Source organism: Caproicibacterium argilliputei (assembly GCF_029211325.2).
Taxonomy (GTDB): domain Bacteria; phylum Bacillota; class Clostridia; order Oscillospirales; family Acutalibacteraceae; genus Caproicibacterium; species Caproicibacterium argilliputei.
Genome location: NZ_CP135996.1, coordinates 1,793,738 through 1,816,165 on the forward strand (window position 1 = coordinate 1,793,738; position 22,428 = coordinate 1,816,165).

The following is a 22,428-nucleotide window of genomic DNA, read 5'->3' on the forward strand; positions in this document are numbered from 1 at the left end:
ACCGGGTTTGTGTTATAATAAAAAAAGCCGCCGATTTGTCTGTGCAAACCGGCAAAGCTTCCTGCATCATCAGCTTCCATCATTTTTCTGAAAAGGGCGTGGAATCATGCGAAAAATCGGAATATTGACCAGCGGCGGCGACTGCCAGGGCTTAAATGCTGCTATTCGCGGTCTTGGAAAAGCGCTGCTGTGTGAATTTGGCAAAAACGTTGAGATTTATGGAATTGAAGACGGCTACCGCGGCTTAATCGAGGGCAACTACCACAAAATGAAGCCGCACGACTTTTCGGGTATTATCAATCTGGGCGGCACGATTTTGGGCACCAGCCGCCAGCCGTTTAAGCTGATGCGCGTCATCGACGAAAACAGCGGCGACAAAGTCCAGAATATGAAAGACAACTACAAGAAGATGGACTTAGACTGTCTGGTCATTTTGGGTGGAAATGGCACGCACAAAACCGCCAACCTGCTCAGCGAAGAGGGACTGAACGTAGTAACGCTGCCCAAAACCATTGACAACGACGTTTGGGGCACCGACGTCACATTTGGCTTTCAGAGTGCGGTAGACGTTGCTGCAAACGTTTTGGACTGTATTCACACCACCGCCACCTCACACGGCCGGATTTTCATTGTGGAAGTCATGGGGCACAAAGTCGGCTGGCTGACGCTGCATGCAGGCATTGCCGGCAGTGCGGACGCAATCCTGCTACCGGAAATTCCCTATACGGTAGAAAGTATCGCCAAGGTGATTGAGCAGCGCAGCAAAGAGGGTAAGCGTTTCTCCATTCTCGCCGTGGCGGAAGGCGCTGTTTCCAAAGAAGAGTCTAAAATGAGCAAAAAAGAACTGAAAGCCAAGCGTGCCGCTGAAAACTTTCCGTCAATTTCCTACCGCCTTGCTAAAGAACTGGAGGATGCCACCGGCCACGAAATCCGTGTTACGGTGCCCGGACACATCCAGCGCGGCGGCGCGCCCTGTCCCTACGACCGCGTTCTTTCCACACGCTTCGGCGCAGCGGCGGCACAGCTCATTAAACAAAAAAAGTACGGCAATATGGTTGCCATGCGCAACCATATCATTGTTCCGGTACCGCTGAACGAAGTGGCCGGAAAACTAAAAACCGTCCCGCTCGACTGTCAGTTGATTCAAACCGCGCGGGACATCGGCGTAAGCTTCGGTGATTAAAGGAGGTTCTGCATATGTTATACAATCCAAATTCCTTTTACGCAAGACAGGCGCACCTGCACAGCGCTTGGAAAACAATCGGCATTGTTTCTGCCGTCACTGCGGTCGCTTCCCTGGCTGCCGGCGTCTGCTTCTGGATTCGTGCATCCCGGTGTATGCATGAGCTGGACACTTCCCTGCCGGTTCTGGGGAAAGCTGCGGAAAAGTACCTGCACGAGCAGCAGGACGTTTCTCCGGCAGACGATGAAATCCTGCCCTAAAATTCCTTTACAAAAAAACGAACGCGGGACAAGCGGTTTTAAAGCCGCTGTCCCGCGTTTTTTCTTTCTCAAGCCCGCACCACGCTATAAATCAATCTGGTCACGAATCTGCGAAAACAACTTCTCTCCGATTCCCTTAACATTCTGCAGTTCCTCAACGGACTGAAAGCCGCCGTGCGCCGTGCGGTAAGCAACAATCCGCTTTGCCAGCGCACTGCCGACCCCTTTGAGACTTTCCAACTGGGAAAGTGACGCACTGTTTAGATGGACCTTGCCGTTGTAAACTTCGCTCAGCGCCGCAGAGGGACCGTCCGTGGTCACAACTGCCGCAGGGTCACAGACAGGCGGTACAAAAAACAGCGAATAGCCGATGCACAGCGCCGCCAACACCGCTGCAAGGCCAATTAAAATGCGAATGTGCACACGTTCCTCATCCATACTGCTCCCCCGAACGCTCAGTACTGCAGCCGCTTCAAAAACTGTGTGAAATATGCCGGCAGGTCACTGGAAAACTCCAGATATGCGCCGGTGCGCGGATGTACAAAGCCAATCAGGCGCGCGTGCAGGCACTGCCCCACAAGCCCCGACACCGGTTTTTTCGGCCCGTAAACGGGGTCGCCTGCCACGGGATGCCCCAAGTATGCCATGTGCACGCGAATCTGATGAGTCCGGCCAGTTTCCAGTTGCAGCCGCACATGCGTGAACCCTGCGTATCGCGCCAAAACATGGTAGTGTGTCACCGCGCGGCGGCTGTTTTTCTCCGTAACCGCCATTTTTTTTCGGTCTGTGGGATGCCGCCCAATCGGCGCATCCACTGTACCGTCATCTTCCCGAAGATTCCCGTGTACAACAGCTTCGTAAACGCGCGTGAAGCTGTGCACCTGAATCTGCTCCGCAAGCTTTTTGTGGGCAAAGTCGTTTTTCGCAACAATCAGCAGACCACTGGTGTCTTTGTCAATCCGGTGCACGATACCGGGGCGAATCACGCCGTTAATCCCCGAAAGTGTATCTCCGCAGTAGGCCAACAGTGCATTGACCAGGGTGCCGGTGTAGTTCCCCGGCGCGGGGTGCACCACCATCCCTTTCGGTTTGTTGACCACCAGCAGGTCGCTGTCCTCATACACGATGTCCAGCGGAATGGCTTCCGGCAGCACCTGCAGCTTCTGCGGCTCCGGAATCACCGCCGTCAGCACATCGCCCGGCGCCACATGGTAACTTTTCTGCAGGGGGCGGCCGTCCCTGCAGACGGCACCTTCCCGAATATACTTTTCTGCCAGCGAGCGCGTCAGACCGATGTCCTGTTCGCTCAAATACTTGTCCAAACGTTCGCCGCTCTGTGTTTCACAAACCGTAAATTCATAACGTTCAGGCATGTTTCTCTTCCGCCTTTTCTGCCGGCTTTTTATCCTGCTGCTCCTCGCGGTCGTTTAAAAAGAGGTACAAAACCAGAAGCGCCACGCCGACCACCACGCAAATGTCCGCCACATTGAAGATATACGGAAAAAAGTGAAAGTGAATGAAGTCCACCACATATCCACGCAAAACCCGATCCAGAATATTGCCGACGCCGCCGCCCAAAATCAGAATGCAGGCGGCACGCGACATGGCATTGTGGCGCTGCCAGCGAAAGAGCGCCACCGCAACGAATACACAGATTACAGCGGTAATCGCGGCAATCAGCCACTGTCGATTTTGAAAAATACCGAATGCGGCACCGCGGTTTTCCAGATAGTCCAAAGAAAGAAAGCCCGGAATCAGCGGCTGCCTGCCGTTCGGATACAGGAACTGAATGACCAGCAGCTTGGTCAGCTGATCCGCCACGGCAAGCACAACCGCCAGTCCCACTGCCGCCAGCGCTATACGATTTTTTTTCATAAGCACACCTCCAAATATACAAAAAGCGGAGCGGTTGCCCGCCCCGTTTATTCGATTTATGCCAGCACATGTGCGCAGCGCTCGCAAACATCCGGGTGTGCGGCATCTGTGCCAACGGTATCGCTGTACATCCAGCAGCGCGCGCATTTATCACCTTCTGCGTGTGTCACCGTAACAGAGAAGCCCTCCAGCGCAACGTCCGTGTATGCGCCCGTGCCGCCGTTGACAACCTCGACAGCGGAAACAATGAGCACCGGCAGCAGTTCCTTCTCAACGCTCTTGACAAAGTCATACAGCTCGCCTGTGCAGAACAGCTGCACCTTCGCATCCAACGAGGAGCCGATCACCTTCTGCTTACGTGCCTGCTCCAGCGCTTTTTTCACATTGTCGCGTACCGCGTGGATACGGTCCCAACGTGCCAGAAACGCTTGGTCTGCCTGCACGCCGCTTGCTTGCGGGAACTCATTGAGCACCACGGAAGAGGCGTCTTCCGCCTTGGCGTGCCGCATGGCCTGCCAGATTTCCTCGCTGGTGTAAGCCAGAATTGGCGCCAAAAGGCGTGTCATGCCGCTGAGGATGGTATACATAACCGTCTGTGCCGCCCGACGTGTGGCGCTGTCAGTTTTCTCTGTATACAGACGGTCTTTTGCAACGTCCAGATAGAAGTTGCTCATGTCCACCACGCAGAAATTATGAATGGCATGGTAAGCATTGTGGAACTCAAACGTATCGTAGCCCTCGCGGACTTTGTCAATCAGCTCGTCAAACTGGTGCAGCGCCCACCGGTCAATCTCCTGCAACTCCGCATCCCCCACTGCATCGCTGTCCGGATTAAAGTCGTGCAAATTGCCCAGCATAAAGCGCGCCGTATTGCGGATTTTGCGATAAGCATCGGAAAGCTGCTTGAGGATTTCCTTGGACACATGAATGTCAGCATGATAATCTGAAGACGCCACCCACAGGCGCAGAATGTCTGCGCCGTACTGATCCACGATTTCCTGCGGGTCAATGCCGTTGCCGAGGGATTTGCTCATCTTGCGGCCCTCGCCGTCCACCACCCAACCGTGCGTGCAGACTGCTTTGTACGGTGCCTTGCCGCGCCATGCAACACTGGTCAGCAGGCTGGACTGGAACCAGCCGCGATACTGGTCAGCACCCTCCAGATAGAGGTCGGCAGGCCAGTGCAGTTCCGGCCGCTGGTCGGCAACCGCCGCATGGGAAACACCGGAATCGAACCAGACATCCATGATGTCGTGTTCCTTGGTAAACTCGGTGCAGCCGCACTTGGGGCACTTCGTGCCCTGCGGCACAATCTCTTTCGCATCCGTCGTAAACCATGCATCACTGCCCTGCTCGCCAAAGAGCTTTGAAACGTTTGCCATGGCTTCCTTGCTCATCAGGGGTTCGCCGCAATCCTTGCAGTAGAAAATCGGAATCGGCACACCCCAGCGGCGCTGACGGGAAATGCACCAGTCGTTGCGCTCGCGCACCATGGAGGTAATGCGGTCTTTGCCCCACGCCGGAATCCACTGCACTTTGTTGATTTCCTCAACAGCCTTTTCCTTAATGGCATCAACCGAGCAGAACCACTGCTCGGTCGCGCGGAAAAGAATCGGCTTCTTGCAGCGCCAGCAGTGCGGGTACTGATGGATAATCTTTTTCTGTGCGAACATGGCGCCGATTTCAACCAGATAATCAGCGATGGCCTTGTTTGCCTGCGCGGTAGTCAGTCCGGCAAAGCGCTCACCGGCTTCCGCGGTCATACGGCCGTCCGCATCCACCGGAACCAAAATCGGCAGTTCCGGGTACTTATCATGGCAGACATTGTAGTCATCCACGCCGTGACCGGGTGCTGTGTGCACACAGCCGGTGCCGCTGTCCAGGGTGACATGATCCCCCACAATAACCAAAGACTCGCGGTCAAGGAACGGATGCTTTGCCTTCATATACTCGCACTCGCTGCCCTTGAACGTTGCCAAAACGGAGTAGCCGGTTTTCCCCGCTTCCTCCATGACCGAACGGTAAAGTTCAGACGCCATGATGTAGTACTCCCCATCACAAGCAATCAGGGAATACGCAAAGTCCGGGCCCAAGCAAATGGCTTCATTTGCAGGGATGGTCCACGTTGTGGTGGTCCAAATGACAAAGTAAGTGTGTGCCAGATCCGCGCCCTTGGCTGTGAAAAAGCCTTTGTCATCTGTCACGCGAAACTTGACGAAAATGGAGTCGCAGGGATCCTCCGCATACTCGATTTCCGATTCTGCCAAAGCGGTTTTGCAATCCGCGCACCAGTAAACCGGCTTGAGTCCTTTGTAAATCAGACCTTTTTCGCACATATTGGAGAAAATTTCAATCTGCTTTGCTTCAAAGTCATGCGTCAGGGTAATGTAGGGATGTGACCAGTCGCCCAGACCGCCCAGGCGCTTAAACTCGTTGCGCTGCCCGTCGATGTAAGTCAGCGCAAACTCGCGGCAGATTTTGCGCAACTCCACATCAGAGATCGCTTCGCTGTTGGTAATGCCTGCTTTTTTCCGCGCTTTCAGTTCAGTCGGCAAACCGTGCGTATCCCATCCGGGCACATACGGCGCCTGAAAACCGGACATATTTTTGGAGCGCACAATGATGTCCTTGAGGACTTTATTTAAAGCGGTTCCCAAATGGATATCGCCATTGGCATAGGGAGGGCCGTCATGCAGAACATAAACCGGCTTTCCCTCATTCTTCTTCATCACCTGACCGTAAAGGTCTTCTTTTTCCCAAGCGGACAGGGTTTCTGGCTCACGCTTCGGCAAATGTGCCTGCATGGGAAAATCGGTTTTCGGCAAATTTAAAGTGCTTTTGTAATCCATTGGGTTCTTCTCTCCTTCGATATGCGCGCTGCACACAAGCTAAAATTTTTTATCAATGCTTTCTGTTGAAAATCTGAGAAGCGTCATCGTCATCCAAATCGTACTCTTCCCCAAAAATCACAGAAGCTTTCGATTCTTTTTCAGGACGCACCGGCGCAAAAGGCTTTGCCGTCAGGTACTCTGCCTCCCCATCCGGAGAAGCAAACGTCACCGGCTCCAGAATTTCCTCTTCCTCATCAGGACGCTCTTTGACAGCGCCGGTTTTCACCGGAGGCTGGTCTTCCGTTTCCGCCTGCTCGCTCGGTTCTGGGCGTTCCTCTGCGGCAGGTTCCTCCTCCGCTTCCGGTTGCTTGATCGGCTGCTGTGGGAGATTGTTAATCAGAGCAATCTGCTCTTTGTACAGATCCAGCAGATGGGCACGGAAATCGGAAACCGCCTGCTTCATCTGCTGCAGTTTCTGCTGCTCACCGGTGATTTCCTTTTCTGCACCGGAAACAATTCCTTTTGCTTTCAGATTGGCATCATTCAGAATGGCCTCTGCCTGATGGCGTGCCTCCCGTACGGCGGCATCGCGCATTTTCTGCGCGCTGACGAGGGCCTCCTTGATTTCGTCCTCTTCCTTGCGGAATTTGTCAATCTGGCCTTCCAGGTCTTTGATTTTTTCTTTCAACTGACGGTTCTGCGCCTCTTTGCGCTCCAATTCGTCGTGCTGGTCCGCCGTTTTTTGAATCAGCGCATCATAGGACGCCTCGACTTCATCGAGGAAATCGTCCACTTCTTCACGCATATATCCGCCGCGCAGGCTTGCTTTCTGAAATCTCTTATGCTTAATATCATTCAGTGACAGCATCTGCTTTGACCTCCAAAATTAAATAAACTTTCTTCCCTTCAGCCGCAGCCGCCCTTTTGCAGTCGGCTGGCTCACAGCATCAATCCGAAACCTGCCCTTGCCGCGCACAGAGAGCAGCGCGCCGTCGTGCACCGGAAAGTCCGCATCTACAGTCGAAACATGATCCACCTGCACCGCACCGCTGCGCAGCAGTTCCAGTGTCTTGCCCCTGCTGAGCCCCAGACATGCGGCCGCAACGCAGTCCAGACGTGCAGAAGCCACCGTGGCAGAAAAAGGGGCATATGTGTGCGCAGGCGGAAGGGGCAGCCGCGCGCCCATAGAGAACTTTACCCCGACCCGACCAACCTTTTCAATTTGTGTCAAAAGGAAGTCCGCCGTTTCTCGACGCAGGAAGAAGACGCAGCGACCGGCTTCCGGCAGAATATCCCCCACCACCTCACGGGAAACGCCGGCTGCCAGTAATGTACCAAGGAAGTCACGGTGTGTCAGTTTGTCACAGCTGCGGTAATCAGCTGTGACCGTTTGAATTGGAAATGCCTCTGCAGACGGTGGCATCCAAGTTGGAAAAGCACCGAAGCACACCCGTTCCGCTTCTGCAAAGCCGCCCCAAAGCAGGTAATCGGAAAAACGCTCCGCTGCCGCAGCAGCTTTTGCCAGCGCTGCCCCGCGCTCATCCAGGAACCCCACAAAATGCGCACCGCCGCCGTTTTGCGCCAGCCGAACCGCATCCCGGATTTTTGCCTGCAGCACTGTGTCTTCTGTGTCCATCGGCATCACGCTCCGTCGTCTTCCTCTTCACATTCCGTTTCGCCGGTGTTATCTTTTCCGGGGTCATCCCCCATGAGGTCAACATTATACGGCGTAATAATAAAAGTTTTCATGGCAACACCTTTGATTTTTCCGCCATTGGCATACGCAATGCCGCTGAGGAAGTCAATGATGCGGCGTGAATCCTTAATCGGCGCCTCTTCCAGATTCAATACCACGGTGTTACTGCGCAGCAGTTCATCTGCAATGGTGCAGATTTCCTTGTTATTGAAACACTTTGCCTTGAAAATCACCACTTGCAATTGCGATGCGGCCGGATTCAGCTTGACCACTTTTCCACCCGCAGGTGCCCCTGCGCGCTGCGCGGATGCCGATGGCTCAGAATGCCGGTAAGAAGACGGCTGCCGGCGTTCTTCCTCATACGGACGTGCAGGCTGTTCTTCCGGCCGCTGTTCCTCCTCATAGTCGTAGTCGCCGTACTCTTCCTCAGGAGGATTCCATAGATCCTTGAATTTCTGCATCAGTCCTGCCATATTTAATAAGCCCTCCTAAAATCTTGTGCTTTTTGTTTTTGTATAATCTCTGGCCCCAAACAAAGCGGAGCCAATGCGAACCATATTCGCCCCAGCTTCAATCGCCAGCGGATAGTCTTCTGACATTCCCATGGAAAGAAGTTGCATATTAACATTATCTATTTTTTTCGTGCTTATGTCAACAAAATAATGATACATTTTGTTGAAATACGCAAAAGTTTCTTTGGGCTGCGCCTGCGCTGGCGGAATGGCCATGAGTCCCTGCACACAGACGTTCGGCATTTGAGAAACCGCGCCAAGTAGCGCCTCCAATTGCTCCGGAAAAACACCAGATTTATTCGCTTCACGTCCGATGTTCACTTCCAGTAGAACATTGGTTACCACCCCGGCGCGTACAGACAAACGAGAAATTTCCTGCGCCAGTTTTTCACTGTCCACACTTTGAATCATACTGACCTTGCCAATCAGGTACTTGACTTTGTTCGTCTGCAGATGCCCGATAAACTGCACATCGGCAAGATCTTTCCGATAGCGGTCGTATTTTTCCGTCAGCTCCTGCACGCGGTTTTCCCCGATGCAGCGAATCCCCGCCTCAATGCCATGGTTCACCACCTCCACAGGAACCGTTTTGGTTGCGGCAAGCAGCGTGATGTCCGCTCGCCTTCGGCCGGCGCGCTCTGCCGCAGCAGAAATCTGCTCTTCCACAATTTTCAGGTTTTCCTCTAAATCGTGGAAGCGGCTCTGCAGTGCTTGCTCACTCAATGATTTTTCCATCAGAAAGTCCCTTCCCTTCTACAATGACTTCATCATAAAGCTGTACGCTTTCGCTGGTCACAAGCAGGCTCGGATCCGGATCGGGGTCACAGTAAATGTACGTACCGTCACTGTACAGCGGCACAATCTGCTTAAACTTCATCTCAATGCCGTACATAACATAAACGCCCTCTACTGTTTTGGTTTGTTCCACTTCCTGACCGTTCTGCTTCACCTTCTGCTTTACCTGCCGAAAATGCACCGCCTGCTGGCTGATTTGAATGCCGCGGTAAGAATGAATGGTGATCTTTGCTGTCTCGTGGCGCAGATTGATCAGCGCCCCGTTCATGGTATTGCACTCGAAAATGACCGCTGCGCTGGAAGTTTTCGTCTTCTGATTGATGCGCACCACCGTTGCCGTTACCGAAGCAGAGCTTGCGGAGGGAAACGTCAGCTCTACACTCGTTTCCGGCTCCAGCTTAGCGGCATCCCCCGCGTCCACCACACAGGCAAAGTACCAGTTGAACTGGGAGCAGATTCTGCCGACTGTATTTTGTGAAACTGCCGCGGGTTTCATCGTTTTTGTCAGGTCAGCCGGAAAAAGCTCTTTGACATTGGTATAGGAAAAGGTGGATTCGTAACCGTCCGTATGGCTGGAAAAGTAGCCGGAAGCGCCCGCCTGAACCTCGCCGAGTTCCTCCCCGTTTCCACTGGAGGAAAGCGCGGAAATTTGCTTTTGCAGCGTGCTGATGCGCGCAGAAAAATTTTTAACCTGACCGGCAGCCAACTGTTTCTGATTCAGCAGGGAAAGCAGCTTTAAACGGGAAGTGGAAATGTCCGCGTCGCCGTCCTGCGCATCCTTGAGCGTGTCCAGCAACTGGTCGTCCAGCAGGGAATCCAGATTGTCCGCATTGGCATCAACGTAGGAGCCCTGACTCGCAAGTTCCTGCAGAGCGGTCAATTCTTCGGTCAGGCGTTCTTTTTTCTGCAGAATGCCTGCATCCTCCACGCTTTTATAAGCGTGCGCCACGGTGCCTCCCTTGTCCACCTTGCCGCCATCCGCAACGTCATACTGCAGTACACCGCCGTTGTGGTTCGTCACCAAGCTTTCCTGGCGAATCGCATAGCCGGTCGCCGTGATGGACTGTTCCGCTGTTTTGTACAGCGCAATTTCGGTTTTCTGACGTACAAAGTGTGCGTGATAGATTTGGTATCCGACAAACACGAGAATCAGCGCGGCCGCTGTTCCCGAAGCAAGCCTTTTCAGCCGCAGACTGTTCATAGACAGGTTCCTTTCAAAAAAGCAGTGACAATTTGCAGGGCTTCGCCTTCCAGTGCCGCCGTGTCCGGGTAATCCTCCACCCAAAGCCAGCGCGCATCGCTTTCGCGGCGAAACCAGGTCAGCTGCCGCTTGGCATAGCGCCGTGTTTCGCGCTTGATGGACTCCACCGCCTGTGGCAGCGAACACGCACCGCGAAAGTACGGCAGCAGTTCCTTGCAGCCGATTGCCTGCATGGCAGTGGGGCCGCATTCCGCGAGCACCTGCCGCGCCTCCGCATCCAATCCGTCCGCCAGCATCCGCTCCACACGCCGGTTGATGCGGTCGTAAAGCTTCTGCCGGTCGCGGAAGGAAAGGCAGAGGAAACAAGCGCTGTAGGGGCTTTCCCCCTGCCGGGAAGCCGCCGCGTTTTCCGCCATGGTCTGCCCGGTTGTCCGGCAGATTTCCAAAGCACGCACCACCCGTTTCTCATTGTGGGGATGAATAACGGCCGCTGCCTGCGGATCAACGCGCAGAAGTTCCCTGTAAAGCGGCTGCACCCCTTCGCGGCGAAGCGTTTCCTCTAACTCCGCCCGAACCTGCGGGTTCGCATTTTGCGGGGCAAAGGCAATTCCCTGCAGCAGGCTGCGGATATACAGCCCTGTGCCGCCCGCCAGAACCGGCAGCTTTCCGCGTGCGTGAATCTGCGCAATCGCCTGCGCCGCAAGCGGCACATAGTCCGCAACGCTAAATGGCCTGTCCAGCGGCTGAAAATTCAGCAGGTGATGCGGCACCCCCTGCATTTCCGTAGGTGTGGGCTGCGCGGTTGCAATCGGCATCCCCCGATAAATCTGCATGGAATCCGCGGAAATCACCTCGCCTGCCAGTGCCCTGCACAAGGAAACCGCCAAGTGTGTTTTTCCGGACGCGGTCGGCCCCGCCACCACAACAACGGGAATTTTCTTCATGCGGCAGATACACCTCCTTTGCATTCCGCAGCCAGTGGTTCATTTAGTTATGTAAACCCTACCTTATTCTAAACGATTAGAAGGCAAAAATCAATGAAAACCCGCACAAACATTGGAAAATAAAATTGGTAAAATTATCAAATATATATTATAGTCTGCCAAATTGATGCTCTAAATCCTTTCGCTTCAGCACAATGGAAACCGGCCGGCCGTGCGGGCAGTACCGCACATCCTCCCGCTCCAAGCACTCCACCAGGTGTATCAGCTCCTGTGGGGAACTTTCATCCCCTGCCTTCACTGCTGCGCGGCAGGCAATGTTGTGGTACAGCCAGTCCAATTTTTCCGTCCCGACATCCGTGCGGTTTTCTGCCAGATGCCCCGCAATTTCCGCAACCGCAGAAGAAAGATCCTCCTGCAGCATGACCGGCACACTACGCACCAAAACCGTACCCGCGCCGAAATCCTCCATCGCAAAGCCCGCCTTGGCAAGCAACTCCAGATTCTGTAGCACGGCGGTGTATTCCTCTTTTGAAAGCGTCACCGTCACCGGCGCAAGCAGCATCTGCTGCTCCGGCTCTCCGGCCTGCGCTTTCAGTTTTTCATATAACATCCGCTCATGCGCGGCGTGCTTATCAATAATGCGCAGCTCATCCTGCCCCTGTTGCACAAAAATATACGTATGAAACGCCTCGCCGACCAGCTTCACCGGCACATCCTCTGCATTTTGCTGCACATAGGGTTCCGGCGGCGCGGACACGTCCGACGCAACCGGCAACGGGGTGTCCGGTATGGCCGGCGGCACGATTTCTTCCGTTTTCCCTGTTGTTTTTCCTGTAAAGGAATTTTCTTTTCCTAAGCCATTTTTTGCGAAATTCGGCGGTGCATTCTCTTCTGCATCTTTTGCGTGTAAAGGAATATCCCTTACGTCAGGCATTGCCTGCTGCACCGACGATGCATGAGAAAAAGCCGCACTGTCGTGCACACAGGGTGCTGTGCGCAGGGGCAACTGCTCCACTGCTGCAGCCGGCGTGCGCAGAACCGCGGGCTTTGCGGCCGGTGCCGCAAGATGCAGCGCGCTAGGCGCATCTTCCTGCTGCAGAGCGGTCTTCACACCATGGTAAACCGCCTCAAACACCGGCTTTTCATTCATGAAGCGGATTTCCATTTTACTGGGATGCACATTCACATCCACTGCGGAAAAATCCACCTGCAAGTGCAGCACACACGCCGGAAAGCGCCCCACCATCAGACTGCCCTTAAACGCCTGCTCCATCGACACCATGGCGGTTTTGGATTTCACATAGCGCCCGTTCAAAAAGAAATTCTGCATACTACGGTTCGGGCGGGAAGCAACTGGCTTGCTGATAAAGCCCCAAACCTTGACACCATTTAGTTCGTAGGATACCGGAATCAGCCCCTGCGTAAATTCGCGGCCGAAAACCGCAAACACCGCGTTCTTCAGTTTTCCGTCGCCGGGGGTGTGCAGCACTTCTTTCCCATCGCGCAGGAAGCGGAAAGAAACCTCCGGATGCGACAAGGCGGCATGATCCACAACCGCCGCAATGGCGTTGCCCTCTGTCACGTCTTTCTTCAAAAACTTCATGCGCGCAGGCGTGTTGTAAAATAAATCCCGCATGACAAGGGTCGTGCCCTGCGCACAGCCGGCATCCTCGCAGGTTTCCTCCTCCCCACCGGAAATGAGGTAGCGCGTGCCCGCCAGTTCCTTTTCCGTGCGGGTCAGCAGTTCTATGTGCGACACTGCCGCAATTGAGGCCAGCGCCTCACCGCGAAAGCCCAACGTGCCGATGTGTGCCAAATCCGCCTGGCTGCGCACCTTGCTGGTCGCGTGGCGCAAAAAAGCCAGCGGTACATCCTCCCGCGCAATGCCGCAGCCATTGTCCGTCACGCGCATAAAGGTGATGCCGCCATGCTTGATTTCCACCGTTACAGCCGTTGCACCGGCGTCAATGGTGTTCTCTGTCAGCTCTTTAATGACGGACGCAGGGCGTTCCACCACCTCTCCTGCGGCAATCAGTTCCGCAACGTGTTTATCCAGTACATTGATTTTCGGCATTGTTTCCACCACGCTTTCTTTTTCTGCTTAATCAGTCAGCCCGCCAGCACTTTCCCGTGCGGCGTACGCATAAAACTGCATTTCAAACGCCAATTTGCGGGCAAGCTCCTGCCGGGCTGCGTCAAAGTGGAGCAACTGCATATAATGCTCTCTTTTTTCGGACGCTTTCTGATAAAAGTCCAGAGAATTCTGTAAACTTTCGCCGTGCAGAGCCGCATACCCGAAATTGGCCCAAATTTCTAAGGTTCCGAAGTGATCCAGCATATCCGCATCCTGCACCAGATGAAGCGCCGTGCTGCGGCCATCGTTCTGCCGGCGGTCATCGTGCACGCGGATAATCGCGGATGCCTGCTTTAAAAGCGCCGTTTCCACTTTTCCGGCAAGCAGCTGACAAACCCGCTTAGCACCGGCTTCTTCATGCAGGTCACGAGAAACGCTGTCGTGCGAAACGTCGTGGAACAGCCCTGCAAGATAGAGTAAGTCATCCAGTTCCTCCGGCGCACCGACTGCCTGGCGCAGCTGCAACGCCAGGTTTGCCGTACGCTTGCAGTGATCCACCGTCCAAACCCCGCGTCCGGCGCTGTCCGGCTTGCCTTCCAGTTCCTGCTCTAAAATTTTCTGCAGGTTTCCTTTCTCAAGTTGCATCTAATCCTCCGTCAATCCCTCCGGCAGTTTCACCGCAGTGCTGCCTTGTAATCTGCTGTTGTCATCGGACGAATTTCCGTTTGGATGCTGCTCATTCCCCTTTGACCATTTTAGAAAGCCGGAACAGTTCATTCATGCACTCAATCGGTGTCAGGGTGTTGACATCCATCTGCCGCAGGCATTCCAGTGCCTCCGCTTCGCCAGGGGGCGTCAGGGCCATCTGCAGGGGCACTTCCTCCACCGAAGACTGCTTCGCTTTGCCCGCCGACACAGCCGGTACAGTCTGGGAAAGCTCCGCCAGAATCTGCTTCGCGCGCTTTACTACTTTGTTCGGTACCCCGGCAAGCTTTGCCACCTCAATGCCGTAGCTTTCATCCGCGCCGCCGCGCACAATCCGCCGTAAAAAGGTAATATCATCCCCGTGCTTTTTGCAGGCGATGTTATAATTTTTCACGCCATCCAGCAAATCCTCCAGCACGGTCAGTTCATGATAGTGCGTTGCAAACAGCGTTTTCGCACCCAGTGTTTTTTGATTTGCCACAAACTCCACCACCGCACGCGCAATGCTCATGCCGTCATAGGTGGAAGTGCCGCGGCCGATTTCATCCAGAATCACCAGACTATCAGAAGTGGCATTTTTCAAAATATCCGCTACCTCTGCCATTTCCACCATGAAGGTGGACTGCCCCGCGGCAAGGTCATCTGACGCGCCCACGCGGGTAAAAATCGCGTCTGTAATCCCAATATGTGCGTAAGCCGCCGGTACAAAACAGCCGATCTGCGCCATGATGGTAATCAGCGCGACCTGCCGCATATAGGTGGATTTACCCGCCATGTTCGGGCCGGTAATAATAGCAACGCGGTTTTCCACCTTATCCAGTGTCACGTCATTCGGCACAAACGGCGCGTCTAAAAGCGCCTCCACCACCGGATGGCGGCTTTCACGCAGTTCCAGCTTGCCGCTCATATCCACAATCGGCCGGGTGTACTGGTTATCCACGCTTACATTGGCAAAGGAAAGCAGCACGTCCAGCTGTGCCACCGCCACTGCCGTGCGCTGCACACGCTCCATCTGCCCGGCGACCTGCTTGCGCACCTGCTCAAAAAGCGAATGCTCCAACTGCACGCTTTTGTCGTGCGCACCGAGAATACGCCCCTCCAAATCCTTCAGTTCCGGTGTGATAAAACGCTCGCAGTTGGTCAGCGTTTGTTTGCGGATATACGCCGGCGGCACTTGATTTTTATAGGAATTGGAAACCTCTATGTAGTACCCGAAAACACGGTTGTAGCCGACTTTCAGCTTGGGAATGCCGGTTTTCTCGCGTTCCTTGGTTTCAATCTCCGCTAAAATGCCGCGTCCGCTGCTCATATCCCCCTTGAGCAAATCCAGCTCTTCGCTGAAACCAGCCTTGATGATACCGCCCTCGCGCAGGGAAAACGGCGGCTCCTCCACAATCGCGCGGTCAATCAAATCCGCCAGATCCTCCAAAGGATCGATACGCTCTATAATGGAACCCAGCAGCTGCGAATGCACCCCACTGAGTGCTGTGCGCAGAGGCGGCAGGCAACGTGCGGTACTTTCCAGCGCACGCAGTTCGCGCCCGTTGGCGCTGCCGTACACCACGCGGGACATTACACGCTCCAAATCGTGAATACCGGACAATTCCTGCCCGATGGCATCCCGCAAAACCGCGTCGGTTGTCAACTCCTCCACCGCGTTTAAGCGGCGGCTGATGGCGGCAGGACTGAGCAGCGGTTGTTCCATCCAACTGCGAATCAGCCGCTTGCCCATTGGGGTGCGGGTTTTGTCCAGCACCCAGAGCAGAGAGCCGCGTTTTTCCTTGCTGCGCATCGTTTCCAGCAGTTCCAGATTGCGTCGGGCATTCAAATCCAGTTTCATGTACTGCGCACCGCTGTAAAGCTCGATTGCCGCGATGCGCTCAATGCCAGTGCGCTGTGTCCGGTGCAGATAAGCAAACAAAGCGCCCAGCGCGGCGGTCAGCGCCGGCTTGTCCGCCAGGTTCAAATCCTCCAGAGAGGGCTTGCCGAACTGCTCCAACACCTCTGCGGCGGTTTTTGACTCCTCATATTCCTCGTCGCCCAGCAGCTCCAGACTGGCAGAAAGGCGGTTGCGGATAAACGCCGGCAGCTGCTGAAAGTCCAGCACAGCGCTGTTCACCAGAATTTCACTGGGCGCAAAACGCGACAGTTCATTTTTCAGTTGTTCGGAAAGGTCGTCTTGCAGCACGGTTGCGTGCAGCTCGCCGGTAGAGATGTCCGCAAAACAGACGCCCGCGGTGTTCCCGCGGACGCAGACCGAACAGATATAGTTGTTTCGGGATTCATCCAACATACTGCTTTCCAGAACCGTGCCGGGCGTCACTACGCGAATGATATCGCGCTTGACCAGCCCCTTTGCCAAAGCCGGGTCTTCCATCTGCTCGCAGATGGCGACTTTGTAGCCTTTCGCCACCAGTTTGGCAAGGTACGTTTCATAGCTGTGAAACGGAACACCGCACATCGGCGCACGCTCTTCCTGCCCGCAGTCGCGGCCGGTCAGAGTCAGATCCAGCTCACGGGACGCAAGCTTTGCATCATCATAAAACATCTCATAAAAATCACCGAGACGAAAAAACAGAATGGTGTCGGGATACTGTTTTTTGATGTCAAAGTATTGTTTCATCATGGGCGAAAGGTTTGCCATGTGCCGGATTCCTCCTCATGCAGTCGTTTTTGCTTAGTGGCAGCCGCCGCAGGTGGTGCAGTCGTGGGTGCAGGCGTCATAATCCGCCGTTGTGGGGTCCTCGCCGTCTGCGCACTTGGAAATAATGCCATACACGCGCTTGAGCAGAGCGTCCATTTCCTGCTGTGCCGCTGTATACAGAACCATGTTCGGGTTTGCCATGACATCCTTGTAAACCGTCTGCAGTGTTTCATTGAGCTGGTTTACCTTTTCCTCGTCGCGAGGTGTCTTCTGCATTTCATTGTTCAGATTCATGCGCTGTAAATTGAAGTTGCCGATTTTGTCCTGCAGCTCTTTGTCCTTGTCGCACTGGGCAGCAATCTCCTGCATTCTGCTGAAACGGGGGTCTGCCTGCAGGGTCTTGCCAAGTTCTCTGGTTGCTTCAATAACGTCCATGTGAATTCTCCTTAAACTATTGGAATTTTATATAAATAACTAGTATGGAACACAAAAAAATTTATCCGCACAACTCGCCAGTCAAAATCCAATTCCTGGCAGCTGTGATTTGTACCATCTGAAAGGTCCCGCAAAGCGACGCATCCCCCGAAAAGTCAACAATAATATTGCCGCCGGTTCGGCCGGTCAGCAGACCGGTTTTTGGATTTTGCTCTTCCACCAGTACCCGCTGCACCGTGCCCACCGCACAGGCGCACCGCTTCGCGGCAATCTGCTCCTGCGCCGCGCACAGCTCCTGAAACCAGCGGGATTTTTCCTCTGCCGGAACCGGATCGGGCATCTTTGCGGCGCGGGTGCCCTCCCGCGGAGAATAGATAAATGTAAAAAGACTTGTGAAACCGACTTCTTCAATCAGCGACACGGTGTCACGGAATTCCTCGTACGTTTCACCGGGAAAACCGACAATCACGTCGCTTGTCAGGCTCAAATCTGGCATCACATGCTTTGCGTAGTGAATGAGTTCCAGATACGCCGCACGGTCATAGTGGCGGTTCATCTCTTTCAGGATCCGGTCATTGCCGGACTGAAACGGCAGGTGCAGGTGGTGGGCAATATGCTTACCGCCCGCCATCACATCCAAAAGCTCATGGGTGCAGTCTTTCGGGTGGCTGGTCATAAAGCGAATCCGATAATCCCCCGGCACCTCGTCCAAGCGCCGCAGCAACTGTGCAAAATTCGTACCGCGATCCGGCTTCTTTCCGTAGGAATTCACATTCTGCCCCAGCAGGGTGATATCCTTATAACCCTGCTGTACCAGTTCCTCAAACTCCGCAAGAACCGCCTCTGGTGCGCGGGAGCGCTCGCGGCCGCGCACATACGGCACAATGCAGTACGAGCAGAAATTGTCGCAGCCGTACATCACGGTCAGCCAAGCCTTGAACTTGCCGTCGCGGCGGGTGGGCAGATCCTCGCTGATTTTGCGGTCCTGCTCCTCCCCTCCGCGCGCGAAAACACGGCGGCTGTCTGTGATGCAGGTAAACAGCAACTGCGGGAAATTGCGGATTTGATGCGTTCCGAACAGCAGATTGACAAACGGATAGCTGTCGTGAATCCGCTGCGCAACGTGTTCCTGCTCCATCATGCAGCCGCACAGCGCGATGATGACGCTTGGATGATGACGCTTGATGTTTTTCAGCGCACCGACATTGCCGAATACGCGGTCTTCCGCGTGCTCCCGCACTGCGCAGGTGTTAAACAGGATGAAGTCCGCATCTTCCGGCGTTTCCGTAAAGGAAAAGCCCATCTGTGCCAACATCCCTTTGATTTTTTCGCTGTCCGCCACATTCTGCTGACAGCCGTACGTATGCACGAACGCAAGCGGCTCTTCCCCACGTTTGCGCACCTGCATAATCTCCCGCAGCTGTGCAATCGGCTGCCGCTCGGCTGCTGTAAAGGTGTCAAGCTGTTCCGCCAAAAGTCAATCTCTCCGTTTCCTGTGTCATTCAAAAGCCAACCGGATTTCTGCTGCAAAACGGCCGCTTGCCCGGTTAGCTATTAAGTATAGCATATTCCGTCGAAAAGGGCAAGGAAGAAACCCTGCCTCAAAACAGCAAAAAGCTGCCGCGGGAAACAACCCCCGCCGCAGCCTTGAAAAGCGGAATTTTCCGCTTAATTTTCTCCATAGAACTTTCTGTGGATAACGGAAACCGCCTTGTCAGCATCATCCTCGTCAATCAGCACAGAAATCTTAATCTCACTGGTGGAAATCATCTGAATGTTGATGTTCGCATCAAACAGCGACTCAAACATGGTGGATGCCACGCCCGGATGGGACTCCATGCCTGCGCCGACAATGCTAATCTTCGCCACATGTTCGTCATACACCACGCTTGTGGCACCGATCATTTCCACAAAAGGCCCAAGCAGATCCATGGTATCCTGCAAATTGCTGCGATTCACTGTGAAGCTAATGTCCTTAGTGCCGTTGCGCCCGACAGACTGCAGAATAATATCGACGTTAATATTCTTTGCCGCAAGCTTTGTGAAGATTTTAAATGCAAGTCCCGGCCGATCCGGAACACCGATGATGGAAATGCGGGCCACGTCGTTGTCCTTCGCAACACCGCTGATGAGCATTTCTTCCACTTTATTTGCCTCCCTCACGATTGTGCCAGGTTTGTTGGTCATACTGGAGAGCACCTCCAGCTCAATGCCGTACTTTTTTGCCATTTCTACCGAGCGGTTATTAAGCACCTGCGCGCCCAGTGTGGCAAGCTCCAGCATTTCATCATAAGAAATGCTGGCAAGTTTCTTTGCATTTTTCACCTTGCGCGGATCCGCTGTGAAGACGCCCTCCACATCCGTGTAAATCTGGCACAGATCCGCGTGCATGACCGCCGCAATGGCCACCGCACTGGTGTCGCTGCCGCCGCGCCCCAGCGTAGTCATATCGTCATACCGGTTAACGCCCTGAAAGCCGGTCACCACAACAATATGCTTTTTGTCCAGTTCCTTGCGGATACGGTCCGGCTCCACACGGTGAATCCGCGCACTGCCATAAGCGGTGCTGGTTACAAAGCCCGCCTGCCAGCCCAAGAGAGAAACAACCGGAAAGCCAAGCTTTTCAATCGCCATAGCAAGCAGGGACGCGCTAATCTGCTCGCCCGCAGTGAGCAGCATATCCATTTCCCGCTTGCTGGCGCGTGGATTGATTTCATTGGCTTTGGCAATCAAATCATCCGTTGTGTCGCCCTGCGCGGAAACGACCACGACCACATCGTTTCCCTGCTTGTAGGTGTTAGTGACCGTTTCCGCAACATGAAAGACCCGCTCTGCATTCGCCACAGAACTGCCGCCGAACTTCTGCACAATAAGACTCATACAGTCCATCCTCCATCTTCTTATAAATCAATCAAGCGGTGCCAAACTACTCAATAAAAATCTTTGCACCGCAGGATTCCGTTGTCAGCAACTTCACCTGCCACTCCCCCATGCCTTTTTCCGCAAGGTGAGACTTTGCGGTTTCTGCAAAGCTTTCCGACTCTTCCGCGCGCACCATAGAAATAATGGTCGGCCCCGCGCCGCTGATGCAGGTGCCCAACGTACCGAGCTCATAGCTCATTCGGCAGACATCCTCATAATTTTCAATTAAGCCGGAGCGATACGGTTGATGGATTTTATCCTGCACAGCCACCCTCAAATTTTCTAAATTTCCCGAAAAGAGAGAGGCGGTCATCAAGGCGGAACGCGAAAGATTGTAAACCGCATCGGCGCGGCTGTAGCTGTCCGGCAGTACCGAACGTGCCTTTTCTGTCTTCAGTTCAAAAGGAGGTATAAAAACAACAAAGCGGATTTTCTCGGATACTGGCACACTGACGCTGTAAACCTTGCCGCCTTCAATTGCGGAGGCAACCAGACCGCCCTCCAACGCCGGCGCAACGTTGTCCGGATGCCCCTCGATTTTTGTTGCCAGCGTCACCAGTTCCTTGGTGTCCAACGGGCTGCCCAGCAGCCGGTTGGCTCCCAAAATTCCCGCAACAATGCAGGCGGAGCTGCTGCCAAGCCCGCGCGCCATGGGAATGTTATTAAGCTGAACAATTTTCATGCCCGGCAGCTTTCTGCCGCACTGCTCATACAGCTGTTTTGCCGCCCAGAAAATCAGATTGTGCTCATCCAGCGGCACCTGGACATCATCCTTGCAGGAAATGTCCACCGCGTCCGCTTCTTCCATCCAGACCTGATTGTACAGATTCAGCGCAATCCCAAGCGAATCAAAACCAGACCCCAGATTCGCACTGGTGGCCGGTACCTGTATCCGTATCATAATCCACTACTCCCGAATGATTTTGTCATATTTTTCGATGTGTCACATCTCGCCGATTCGAATCCGGCTGTCTACAGTCAGACCCTCTTTCTGCAGCTGCGCCAGCTTTTCGTCACAGACTTTTTCCTGCAGGTGATCTGTCACAAACGCAAATTCGCCCGGCTCCGCCTGCTTGCGGTGCAGCCGTGACGCGCCCGGAAATGCTGCGGCAGCTTTTTCAAACGCTGCATCCGCATCCGCTGCGTGCGCACGAACGAAGAATATGCGAGATGCCTCCCGGTAATCTTCCACATAGTCCGGATCCCCGTCAGACCAATAAAGGTACTTGCGCGCCTTCAGGTGCTTCACGCAGTCAATCACATCCGCAACCACCGCGCTGGCAGTCGGCATTTTGCCCGCGCCTTTTCCGTAAAACACCACGTCACCGGTCACATCGCCGCGCACCATGATGCCGTTAAATACATCATCCACATTGGCAAGCTGGCTCTCGCGCCCGATAAACATCGGACAGACAATGCACGAAACCCGATTATCCGGTGTGCGCTTAACCTCACCAATCAGCTTTACCACGCCGCCCCAAGTTTCCGCATACTCCACATCCGCAAGCGTAATCCGCGTAATTCCTTCTGTATGCACCTGTTCCGGATACACATGGCGCCCGTAAGCCAAAGAAGCCAGAATGCAGATTTTTCGGCAGGCATCCGCACCCTCTACATCCGCAGAAGGGTCGCGCTCCGCGTAGCCCAGTTCTTGCGCCTGTTTAAGCGCCGACTGAAAATCCGTGCCATCCCGAAACATTTTCGTCAGAATGTAATTGGTGGTTCCGTTCAAAATGCCCGCCACGCCGACCACATCATTGGCCGCCAGGCACTGGCTCATCGGGCGGATAATAGGGATTCCGCCGCCCACACTTGCTTCAAACAAAAAATTCACATTTTTGTCCCGCGCCACCTGCAACAGATCGGCACCCTTTGCCGCAACCAGTTCCTTGTTGGAAGTGACCACGCTTTTGCCTGCCAGCAGGCAACGGCGCACATAATCATACGCAGGGTTGAGCCCGCCCATGACCTCCACCACAATTTTAACTTCCGGGTCCTCCAGAATCTGGTCGAAAGACTTTGTGAAGGTTCCCATCATCGGCGGATTTGGAAAGTCCCTGCGCACAAGAACATACTTGACGTGAATGGCCTCGTGTGCGCGAAGCGTCAGCCCCTCAGCATGCTTCGCGAGCACCTCAATGACTCCGGTACCAACCACACCGTAACCCATGACTGCGATTTCGACCATCTTCAGCACTCCCTTACGACCGCATTTTATCAAACAAGCCGAGCCGAAAGCCCGGCGCATGAACGAATTGATTTGTATGGACGCTTTATCAGTTTAACATGTTTTTGTGCAAGTTTCAACCGTTTTTCATGCTTTTGCGGGCATTTTCCCTTTCTTCGACAAG

At 54.2% G+C, this 22,428-nt stretch carries 20 protein-coding genes; 2 read left to right on the forward strand and 18 right to left on the reverse strand.

Annotated elements, in window-relative coordinates; genetic code table 11:
- Nucleotides 1–106: 106 nt before the first annotated feature.
- Both PXC00_RS08775 and PXC00_RS08780 read left to right on the forward strand, forming a co-directional pair.
- The gene (locus PXC00_RS08775; protein ID WP_275843876.1) at nt 107–1,183 is read left to right on the forward strand and encodes a 6-phosphofructokinase; all 1,077 of its coding nucleotides are present in this window, start codon (nt 107–109) and stop codon (nt 1,181–1,183) included.
- A 14-nt stretch (nt 1,184–1,197) separates the two neighbouring features.
- The gene (locus PXC00_RS08780; RefSeq protein ID WP_275843875.1) at nt 1,198–1,443 is read left to right on the forward strand and encodes a hypothetical protein; all 246 of its coding nucleotides are present in this window, start codon (nt 1,198–1,200) and stop codon (nt 1,441–1,443) included.
- Nucleotides 1,444–1,527: 84 nt separating this feature from the next.
- On the opposite strand, the gene PXC00_RS08785 is transcribed toward PXC00_RS08780, so the two are convergent.
- From PXC00_RS08785 to PXC00_RS08870, 18 genes are all read right to left on the reverse strand, one after another.
- Complete coding sequence (locus PXC00_RS08785; RefSeq protein ID WP_275843874.1) at nt 1,528–1,881, reverse strand: ComEA family DNA-binding protein; 354 nt, start codon at nt 1,879–1,881, stop codon at nt 1,528–1,530.
- Between the two features lie 17 nt (nt 1,882–1,898).
- Complete coding sequence (locus PXC00_RS08790; protein WP_275843873.1) at nt 1,899–2,816, reverse strand: RluA family pseudouridine synthase; 918 nt, start codon at nt 2,814–2,816, stop codon at nt 1,899–1,901.
- Nucleotides 2,809–3,318 (reverse strand): signal peptidase II, encoded by a 510-nt coding sequence (lspA, locus tag PXC00_RS08795; RefSeq protein WP_275843872.1) that lies wholly within the window; start codon nt 3,316–3,318, stop codon nt 2,809–2,811. Before lspA ends, PXC00_RS08790 begins: the two co-directional genes overlap by 8 nt.
- Nucleotides 3,319–3,374: 56 nt before the next feature.
- A complete protein-coding gene (ileS, locus tag PXC00_RS08800; RefSeq protein ID WP_275843871.1) occupies nt 3,375–6,167 on the reverse strand; it encodes an isoleucine--tRNA ligase in 2,793 nt (930 codons plus the stop codon).
- 52 nt (nt 6,168–6,219) lie between these two features.
- A complete protein-coding gene (locus tag PXC00_RS08805; RefSeq protein WP_275843870.1) occupies nt 6,220–7,017 on the reverse strand; it encodes a DivIVA domain-containing protein in 798 nt (265 codons plus the stop codon).
- Nucleotides 7,018–7,035: 18 nt separating this feature from the next.
- The gene (locus PXC00_RS08810; RefSeq protein ID WP_316934919.1) at nt 7,036–7,785 is read right to left on the reverse strand and encodes a YlmH/Sll1252 family protein; all 750 of its coding nucleotides are present in this window, start codon (nt 7,783–7,785) and stop codon (nt 7,036–7,038) included.
- 5 nt (nt 7,786–7,790) lie between these two features.
- Nucleotides 7,791–8,318, reverse strand: a complete 528-nt coding sequence (locus tag PXC00_RS08815; RefSeq protein ID WP_275843869.1) for a cell division protein SepF — start codon at nt 8,316–8,318, stop codon at nt 7,791–7,793.
- A 15-nt stretch (nt 8,319–8,333) separates the two neighbouring features.
- On the reverse strand, nt 8,334–9,092 hold the full coding sequence (locus tag PXC00_RS08820) for a YggS family pyridoxal phosphate-dependent enzyme (RefSeq protein ID WP_275843868.1): 759 nt from the start codon (nt 9,090–9,092) through the stop codon (nt 8,334–8,336).
- Nucleotides 9,073–10,353 carry an HlyD family efflux transporter periplasmic adaptor subunit gene (locus tag PXC00_RS08825; protein WP_275843867.1) on the reverse strand — a complete coding sequence of 427 codons (1,281 nt, stop codon included), beginning with the start codon at nt 10,351–10,353 and terminating at the stop codon, nt 9,073–9,075. The genes PXC00_RS08820 and PXC00_RS08825 overlap by 20 nt, the downstream gene beginning before the upstream one ends.
- Entirely contained in the window at nt 10,350–11,297 is a 948-nt protein-coding gene (miaA, locus tag PXC00_RS08830; RefSeq protein WP_275843866.1) for a tRNA (adenosine(37)-N6)-dimethylallyltransferase MiaA, read from the reverse strand. The genes PXC00_RS08825 and miaA overlap by 4 nt, the downstream gene beginning before the upstream one ends.
- Nucleotides 11,298–11,445: 148 nt before the next feature.
- A complete protein-coding gene (gene mutL / locus PXC00_RS08835; RefSeq protein ID WP_275843865.1) occupies nt 11,446–13,371 on the reverse strand; it encodes a DNA mismatch repair endonuclease MutL in 1,926 nt (641 codons plus the stop codon).
- Between the two features lie 27 nt (nt 13,372–13,398).
- A complete protein-coding gene (locus tag PXC00_RS08840) occupies nt 13,399–14,016 on the reverse strand; it encodes an HD domain-containing protein (RefSeq protein ID WP_275843864.1) in 618 nt (205 codons plus the stop codon).
- A gap of 91 nt (nt 14,017–14,107) precedes the next feature.
- On the reverse strand, nt 14,108–16,720 hold the full coding sequence (mutS, locus tag PXC00_RS08845; RefSeq protein ID WP_275843863.1) for a DNA mismatch repair protein MutS: 2,613 nt from the start codon (nt 16,718–16,720) through the stop codon (nt 14,108–14,110).
- A gap of 33 nt (nt 16,721–16,753) precedes the next feature.
- On the reverse strand, nt 16,754–17,155 hold the full coding sequence (locus tag PXC00_RS08850; protein WP_275843862.1) for a YlbF family regulator: 402 nt from the start codon (nt 17,153–17,155) through the stop codon (nt 16,754–16,756).
- 61 nt (nt 17,156–17,216) lie between these two features.
- Nucleotides 17,217–18,629, reverse strand: coding sequence for a tRNA (N6-isopentenyl adenosine(37)-C2)-methylthiotransferase MiaB (miaB, locus tag PXC00_RS08855; RefSeq protein ID WP_275843861.1), 1,413 nt, complete (start codon nt 18,627–18,629; stop codon nt 17,217–17,219).
- 194 nt (nt 18,630–18,823) lie between these two features.
- Nucleotides 18,824–20,035: an aspartate kinase gene (locus tag PXC00_RS08860; RefSeq protein WP_275843860.1), complete on the reverse strand. Its 1,212-nt coding sequence runs from the start codon at nt 20,033–20,035 to the stop codon at nt 18,824–18,826.
- Between the two features lie 46 nt (nt 20,036–20,081).
- Nucleotides 20,082–20,978 carry a homoserine kinase gene (thrB, locus tag PXC00_RS08865; RefSeq protein ID WP_275843859.1) on the reverse strand — a complete coding sequence of 299 codons (897 nt, stop codon included), beginning with the start codon at nt 20,976–20,978 and terminating at the stop codon, nt 20,082–20,084.
- Between the two features lie 42 nt (nt 20,979–21,020).
- Complete coding sequence (locus tag PXC00_RS08870) at nt 21,021–22,265, reverse strand: homoserine dehydrogenase (RefSeq protein WP_275843858.1); 1,245 nt, start codon at nt 22,263–22,265, stop codon at nt 21,021–21,023.
- Nucleotides 22,266–22,428 lie beyond the last annotated feature (163 nt).

Coding starts and splice junctions, on each gene's coding strand:
- PXC00_RS08850 (WP_275843862.1), bottom strand. CDS start 17,155: ATGGACGTTATTGAAGCAACCAGAGAACTTGGCAAGACCCTGCAGGCA.
- mutL (WP_275843865.1), bottom strand. CDS start 13,371: ATGCCGAAAATCAATGTACTGGATAAACACGTTGCGGAACTGATTGCC.
- PXC00_RS08790 (WP_275843873.1), bottom strand. CDS start 2,816: ATGCCTGAACGTTATGAATTTACGGTTTGTGAAACACAGAGCGGCGAA.
- mutS (WP_275843863.1), bottom strand. CDS start 16,720: ATGGCAAACCTTTCGCCCATGATGAAACAATACTTTGACATCAAAAAA.
- miaA (WP_275843866.1), bottom strand. CDS start 11,297: ATGAAGAAAATTCCCGTTGTTGTGGTGGCGGGGCCGACCGCGTCCGGA.
- PXC00_RS08820 (WP_275843868.1), bottom strand. CDS start 9,092: ATGGAAAAATCATTGAGTGAGCAAGCACTGCAGAGCCGCTTCCACGAT.
- PXC00_RS08785 (WP_275843874.1), bottom strand. CDS start 1,881: ATGGATGAGGAACGTGTGCACATTCGCATTTTAATTGGCCTTGCAGCG.
- thrB (WP_275843859.1), bottom strand. CDS start 20,978: ATGATACGGATACAGGTACCGGCCACCAGTGCGAATCTGGGGTCTGGT.
- PXC00_RS08775 (WP_275843876.1), top strand. CDS start 107: ATGCGAAAAATCGGAATATTGACCAGCGGCGGCGACTGCCAGGGCTTA.
- PXC00_RS08870 (WP_275843858.1), bottom strand. CDS start 22,265: ATGGTCGAAATCGCAGTCATGGGTTACGGTGTGGTTGGTACCGGAGTC.
- PXC00_RS08815 (WP_275843869.1), bottom strand. CDS start 8,318: ATGGCAGGACTGATGCAGAAATTCAAGGATCTATGGAATCCTCCTGAG.
- PXC00_RS08810 (WP_316934919.1), bottom strand. CDS start 7,785: ATGGACACAGAAGACACAGTGCTGCAGGCAAAAATCCGGGATGCGGTT.
- PXC00_RS08860 (WP_275843860.1), bottom strand. CDS start 20,035: ATGAGTCTTATTGTGCAGAAGTTCGGCGGCAGTTCTGTGGCGAATGCA.
- PXC00_RS08840 (WP_275843864.1), bottom strand. CDS start 14,016: ATGCAACTTGAGAAAGGAAACCTGCAGAAAATTTTAGAGCAGGAACTG.
- PXC00_RS08780 (WP_275843875.1), top strand. CDS start 1,198: ATGTTATACAATCCAAATTCCTTTTACGCAAGACAGGCGCACCTGCAC.
- lspA (WP_275843872.1), bottom strand. CDS start 3,318: ATGAAAAAAAATCGTATAGCGCTGGCGGCAGTGGGACTGGCGGTTGTG.
- PXC00_RS08805 (WP_275843870.1), bottom strand. CDS start 7,017: ATGCTGTCACTGAATGATATTAAGCATAAGAGATTTCAGAAAGCAAGC.
- PXC00_RS08825 (WP_275843867.1), bottom strand. CDS start 10,353: ATGAACAGTCTGCGGCTGAAAAGGCTTGCTTCGGGAACAGCGGCCGCG.
- ileS (WP_275843871.1), bottom strand. CDS start 6,167: ATGGATTACAAAAGCACTTTAAATTTGCCGAAAACCGATTTTCCCATG.